This is a genomic window from Methanobrevibacter sp. (assembly GCF_045646045.1).
In the GTDB taxonomy this organism is placed as follows: Archaea; Methanobacteriota; Methanobacteria; order Methanobacteriales; family Methanobacteriaceae; genus Methanocatella.
This window is the reverse complement of sequence record NZ_JAZRJY010000048.1, coordinates 1-5,521: the sequence shown is the minus strand read 5'-3', so window position 1 is coordinate 5,521 and position 5,521 is coordinate 1. Positions and strand designations below refer to the sequence as shown.

The following is a 5,521-nucleotide window of genomic DNA, read 5'->3' as shown; positions in this document are numbered from 1 at the left end:
CCAATAGTTAAACTTTTTAAAAATTAAAAATATAATATATTTACTTAAAATTTGGGAGAAGTATGTCTGATGAAAATTAAAATATTTCTAGTTTTTCTTGTTTTATTTATATCAGTTAGTGCTGTTTCGGCTGAAGGAAATTTTACTGCTCTTCAGGAAGAAATAGATTCAAGTACTCATAGTCTAGAAATAAAACAAGATTATATATATGATAATGCAACTGATGGTAAACTTGATGGAATTGAAATAGATAAAACTAATTATGTGATTAATGGTAATGGTTACACTATTGACGCATCCAATCAGTCTGGAATTTTTGAGATTACTGGTTATAACATTACAATTTCTAACCTTATTCTTATTAATGCAATGGGAAAAAATGGGGGAGCGATTTTCTCAAGTGGTAGCATTATTTTAAACAATGTAACTTTCAAAAACAACTATGCAGATAGTGGTGGAGCAATATTTGCCCTTGATCAAATAACAATAAACAATTCAACATTCACCAACAACCGGGCAATAATGAATGGGGGAGTAATATATGCTCAAAAAGAAACTAAAATAAATAATTCTATATTCACTAACAATATGGCTAAATGGGGAGGAAATATTTACTCCTTGGATGATTTGACCATTTATAATTCAAAATTCACTAATTCAACATCCAAATATGCAGCAGCAATATATGCTCAAAAAGATATAAGTATTTTTAACTCTATTTTTGAAAATTTACACGCTAATGAGACTGCAGGAGCAATTGGGCTAAAATTTTCACAAGAATTAAAAATATTCAATTGTACATTCATAAATTCTACTGCAAATAAAAATGGTGGTGCACTATACATTGACTTCACGTTAACAAATGACCCTGAAGGTACACTTATTGTAAATTCAACATTCATTAATTCAAGCGGTAATTTTGGTGGTGCATTAGTTCAATTGGTAGGTAATTTAACAATTATTAATTCTACTTTTGCTAATAATGCTGCCAAATTTAATGGTGGAGCAATATATACATCACATGCTTCATTTGATCTTAATGATAGTTCTTTTATTTCTAATAAAATATTGTTAGAAGACCAATTTGACGGCGGGGCAATATACTGTGATGATGTATACTTCAATTCAGTTTCTTCATCTTTTATAAACAATAGCAAAAATGCGATTTATACTTATGATACTACTTCGAATATTAATTCCAGTGAATTTGTCAATAATGGTGAAGCTATCCACACTGTATTTGGTATAAATAATTTGGTGAAAAATAAATATAATGAAGATATTTTGGTTTTGAATGATACTGATTATGCATCAGTTGTATCCGGAAATGGCATGAAACTGGAACTTATTAATAATACAATAATTGTGGAAAATCTTCCGGCACGTTATGATTTGCGTGATTGGGGATGGGTGAGTTCAGTTAAAAATCAGGGTCCTATGGGTGCTTGTTGGACTTTTGGAGCATGTGGAGCATTGGAATCTGCATTATTAAAAGCAACTGGAATAGAATATGATTTTTCAGAAAATAATCTCCATGATAATATGTTGGAATTTTCAAAATATGGTATTGTTGATGCATTTGAAGGAGGTTGGCAAGATTGGGCTTTAGAATATTCTTTAAGTTGGTTTGGACCATTTCCAACAGAATATGATACATACGATGAATTAGGTAAATTATCTCCAATAATCACTACAGATGAAAACATACATGTCCAGGATGCAATAATTGTAAAACAGCGTAAGAATTTTACAGATAATGATGGATTTAAAAAAGCGATAATGAAATATGGTTCCCTACATATTACATATAATCCGGCATTAGGTGCTCCTTATTACAATTCAAAGACTGGTGCTCAATATCGTAATGACACTACTGAACAAAATCACGGAGTTTCACTCGTTGGGTGGGATGACAATTATCCTGCAAGTAACTTCCTAATAACTCCTCCAGGAGATGGGGCTTGGATAATTAAAAACAGTTGGGGTAATACTTCAGGAGATAAAGGATTTCATTATCTTTCGTATTATGATACGAGTGTTTTAGCTTATAAATATTCTGTCGCCTATATATTTGAAAATACAGAAGATTATATGACAAATTATCAGACAGATTTGGGAGGAAATTTAACTATTAAAGAATATGCAAATAATGCTAGCTATAAAGTAACTTATGGAAGCTTTGGAAATGAATTAATTAGTGCTGTTGGAACTTACTTTGCTGATGAAGGTGAAGAGTATTTGCTTGAAATCTATGTAAATGATAAATTGACACATAGTCAAAACGGAACAGCACCATATTGTGGATTCCATACAGTTAAATTAACAAAAGAAATTTCAATTAAAGAAGGAGATTCCTTTACAGCAGTCATGACCAAAAAAAGTATCCCTATACTTAGTTCATCAAGACAACACTATCTGAAAAATATAAGCTTTATTAATGAAGGTAATGAATGGAAAGATATAACACTAAAAAATGAAACTATCTCTTTAAAAGTCTATACTAAAGATTTAAGTATCTATACTGATGATTTAGTTAAAATCTTTAAAAATGCATCCAAATTTGAAGCTAATATTGGTGTTGCCAACGAAACAGTAATATTTGAATTGAATGGTGTGAATTATGATAGAACCAGTGATGAAAACGGAACTGCAAAAATAGCCATCAACTTAAATCCGGGCAACTACACAATCAAAACAACATTCAATGCCACAACAGTTGAAAATACGATTACTGTCTTGCCTAGTCTGATTGCGAATAATTTGGTTAAATACTTCAGAAATGCTTCTCAGTTCTACATTGGTCTGATTGATGGTGAATGTAATCCTGTTAGTGGTGTCAACATTACTATGAATATCAATGGAGTATTCTATAATCGTACCACCAATGAAAATGGTACTGCTAAGTTAAACATCAATCTAAATCCTGGTGAATACATATTGACTGCCATTGATCCATTGACTGGTCTTCAAATGTCATATAATATTACTGTATTGCCAACTCTAAATGCAACTGATTTGGAAATGTCCTATAAGGACGGTTCAACATTTAATGTAAGTGTTCTGGATGGTCAAGGAAATCCATTGGTAAATGCGGCAGTTACATTTAACATCAATGGAGTATTCTACACAAGATATACCGGTTCCAATGGAATAGCCAAACTGAACATTAATTTAATGGCTGGAAAATACATTATTACCTCAGCCTATGATGACCTGCAAATTTCAAACACAATAACAATCAAGGATTAATCTATTTAATCCTTCTTTATTTTTTTTTGAATAATTGAAATTAAAATCAACTATTTTGCATTCATTTTTTCACAAAATCATTTTGTAATTATTTTTCTATGTGTATTATCCATATGTTAAAAAATTCATCTATAATCTTTACAAAAACTTCCATAAGACAGAGAATGTCCTAAGTTACAATAATATTCAACTTCTCCGCCACTACTATAGTCACCAACTGCTCCTCCGTCACTATCTAAAAATTCTTCGTAGCAATGTATGCAGTTCAAATCGCAATAATCTCCATAATTTATTTCATTTTCTTCTATTTTTTTACTACTCATTTCTTTTTGTTTTATGATTCTCACTTGTTCTTCTTCTCTGATTGCTTTTTCTATGCTGGTGGGTGCTGATTTTAATGAATGATTATTTTGTATATCGGATTTATCTATTTTAGTTCCGCAGTTAGTACAAAAATTATCTTCTTTTCTTACTTTAGTTCCACAGTTAGTACAAAAATTGGCCATATTATCATTCTCAAACTTAGTCTTGTTAAGCAAATTTATGTCGAAAAAATTATTTATGTTTATGTTTTTTTTTTACTTTCTGCTATGTTGGTGTATTGAAATAGAAAATGATTTGAAAAACTCATGTCTCAATTTAAAAATCTTGATAATGAAGTTTCAAAAGGAAAATTTGTTAAATATGATATTGTTGGAGAAGATGTGATAACTTGTGCTCAAATTGCATGGAAACAGGTATGGCAAGATTAAAAGAATGAAAAGATAAGCAGAAGCTTCAATATTGATTATGAAAGTACTGTCCCTGAAGAGTTTACATCTGATGGAAAAGCACATTGTATGTTATTGACGTTAAGCCATAATTTCGTGTTTCTTTCTTTGAATGTTTGTAATGAAAAAATTCAGTCAAATATATTATGAGAATGCTAATATGAAACTACTATAAAAGTTGTTAGATACTGAAAATATTGTTCTAACTTGACAATATTATTTTTATTACCCCATACAATAAACAATTTAAATAAGAAATATAAAAAAATATTAATGGTTTAATTTATTTATTTTATGAAATATACTTTCATGAAACTTATTATAAAGAACCCAAAAATAAAACAAAATGACAGGAATATTTATACATGACTAATATGAACAGAATTATCATAAATTTTGCTCCAACAGGTGTGTTAATGCAAAAAGAGGATACGCCATTTATCCCAATTTCACCTAAAGAAATAATCGAAGATGTTCGTCGTGCTTACGAAATAGGTATAACCAGTGTTCATTTGCATGCTCGTGACAGAACTACCGGAAAACCTTGTTGGAAAAAAGAAGAGTTTGAAGAAATTATTTTAGGAATACGTGAGTTTGCTCCTGATTTAATTATTGCAGTTACCACAAGTGGCAGAGCATATTCTGAGTTTTCCAAAAGAACTGATGTATTGAATCTGTCAGGTATGGCAAAGCCGGACATGGCTAGTCTTACACTTAGTTCATTGAATTTTAACCGAACAATCAGTACAAATGAGCCAAAGATGATACAGGATATAGTGGCCAAGATGAATGAGAAAGGTATCAAGCCAGAGTTGGAAATTTTTGATCTTGGGATGATAAATTATGCAGAATATCTAACAAAAAAAGGAATGCTTCATCCTCCACATTACGCAAATATTATTTTAGGGAATATTGCCGGCGCACAACCCACACTTTTACAGTCTGGGGCTTTGGTGGTAAATTTACCTAAGGATACTATATTTTCTATGGGTGCTATTGGTAAATTTCAGTTACAAACAAATGCCATATCAATAGCAACAGGACATGGTGTTCGCATAGGATTGGAAGATAACATTTGGTACGATGACGAACGGACAAAGTTAGCAAGCAATGAAGATTATTTAATAAGAATTCATAAAATAATGGATCTCTTCGGTAAAGAGTTGTGTCCAAGTAGCGAACTGAGAAAAAAATTAAACTTAGAAAAAGGATACGGCAAATATGGAACAAAAACAAAGTAGTCTTTATTTTATTAAATTATTTTTAATATATGAAAAAATCTTTTCAAAGTAAATATTACTATTATATTGAAAAAATTACTTTCAATAGTAAAAAATCATATTATGTAACATGGATTAAGTTCTAGAGAATGTAACTGTGATTAGTAGTTGGGATAGCTATTTATATATAACTTTAATATGAAATTCCCAATATATTAAATAAAGATATATAATTTAAAAATGTAAAAAGTATTAATTAACATAATTGAAGTAATTATATGA

General features: G+C 30.1%; 4 protein-coding genes. 3 read left to right on the top strand and 1 reads right to left on the bottom strand.

Annotation, left to right across the window (positions count from 1 at the left end; genetic code table 11):
• Positions 1–69: 69 nt before the first annotated feature.
• On the top strand, positions 70–3,249 hold the full coding sequence (locus ACKI5C_RS03200) for a C1 family peptidase (RefSeq protein WP_407431782.1): 3,180 nt from the start codon (positions 70–72) through the stop codon (positions 3,247–3,249).
• A gap of 125 nt (positions 3,250–3,374) precedes the next feature.
• Here ACKI5C_RS03200 and ACKI5C_RS03195 read toward each other — a convergent pair whose 3' ends face one another.
• Positions 3,375–3,755: a zinc-ribbon domain-containing protein gene (locus ACKI5C_RS03195; RefSeq protein ID WP_407431781.1), complete on the bottom strand. Its 381-nt coding sequence runs from the start codon at positions 3,753–3,755 to the stop codon at positions 3,375–3,377.
• 123 nt (positions 3,756–3,878) lie between these two features.
• On the opposite strand from ACKI5C_RS03195, the gene ACKI5C_RS03190 reads away from it, so the two are divergent.
• Positions 3,879–4,001: a hypothetical protein gene (locus tag ACKI5C_RS03190; protein ID WP_407431780.1), complete on the top strand. Its 123-nt coding sequence runs from the start codon at positions 3,879–3,881 to the stop codon at positions 3,999–4,001.
• Between the two features lie 383 nt (positions 4,002–4,384).
• Positions 4,385–5,260 carry a 3-keto-5-aminohexanoate cleavage protein gene (locus ACKI5C_RS03185; protein ID WP_407431779.1) on the top strand — a complete coding sequence of 292 codons (876 nt, stop codon included), beginning with the start codon at positions 4,385–4,387 and terminating at the stop codon, positions 5,258–5,260.
• Positions 5,261–5,521 lie beyond the last annotated feature (261 nt).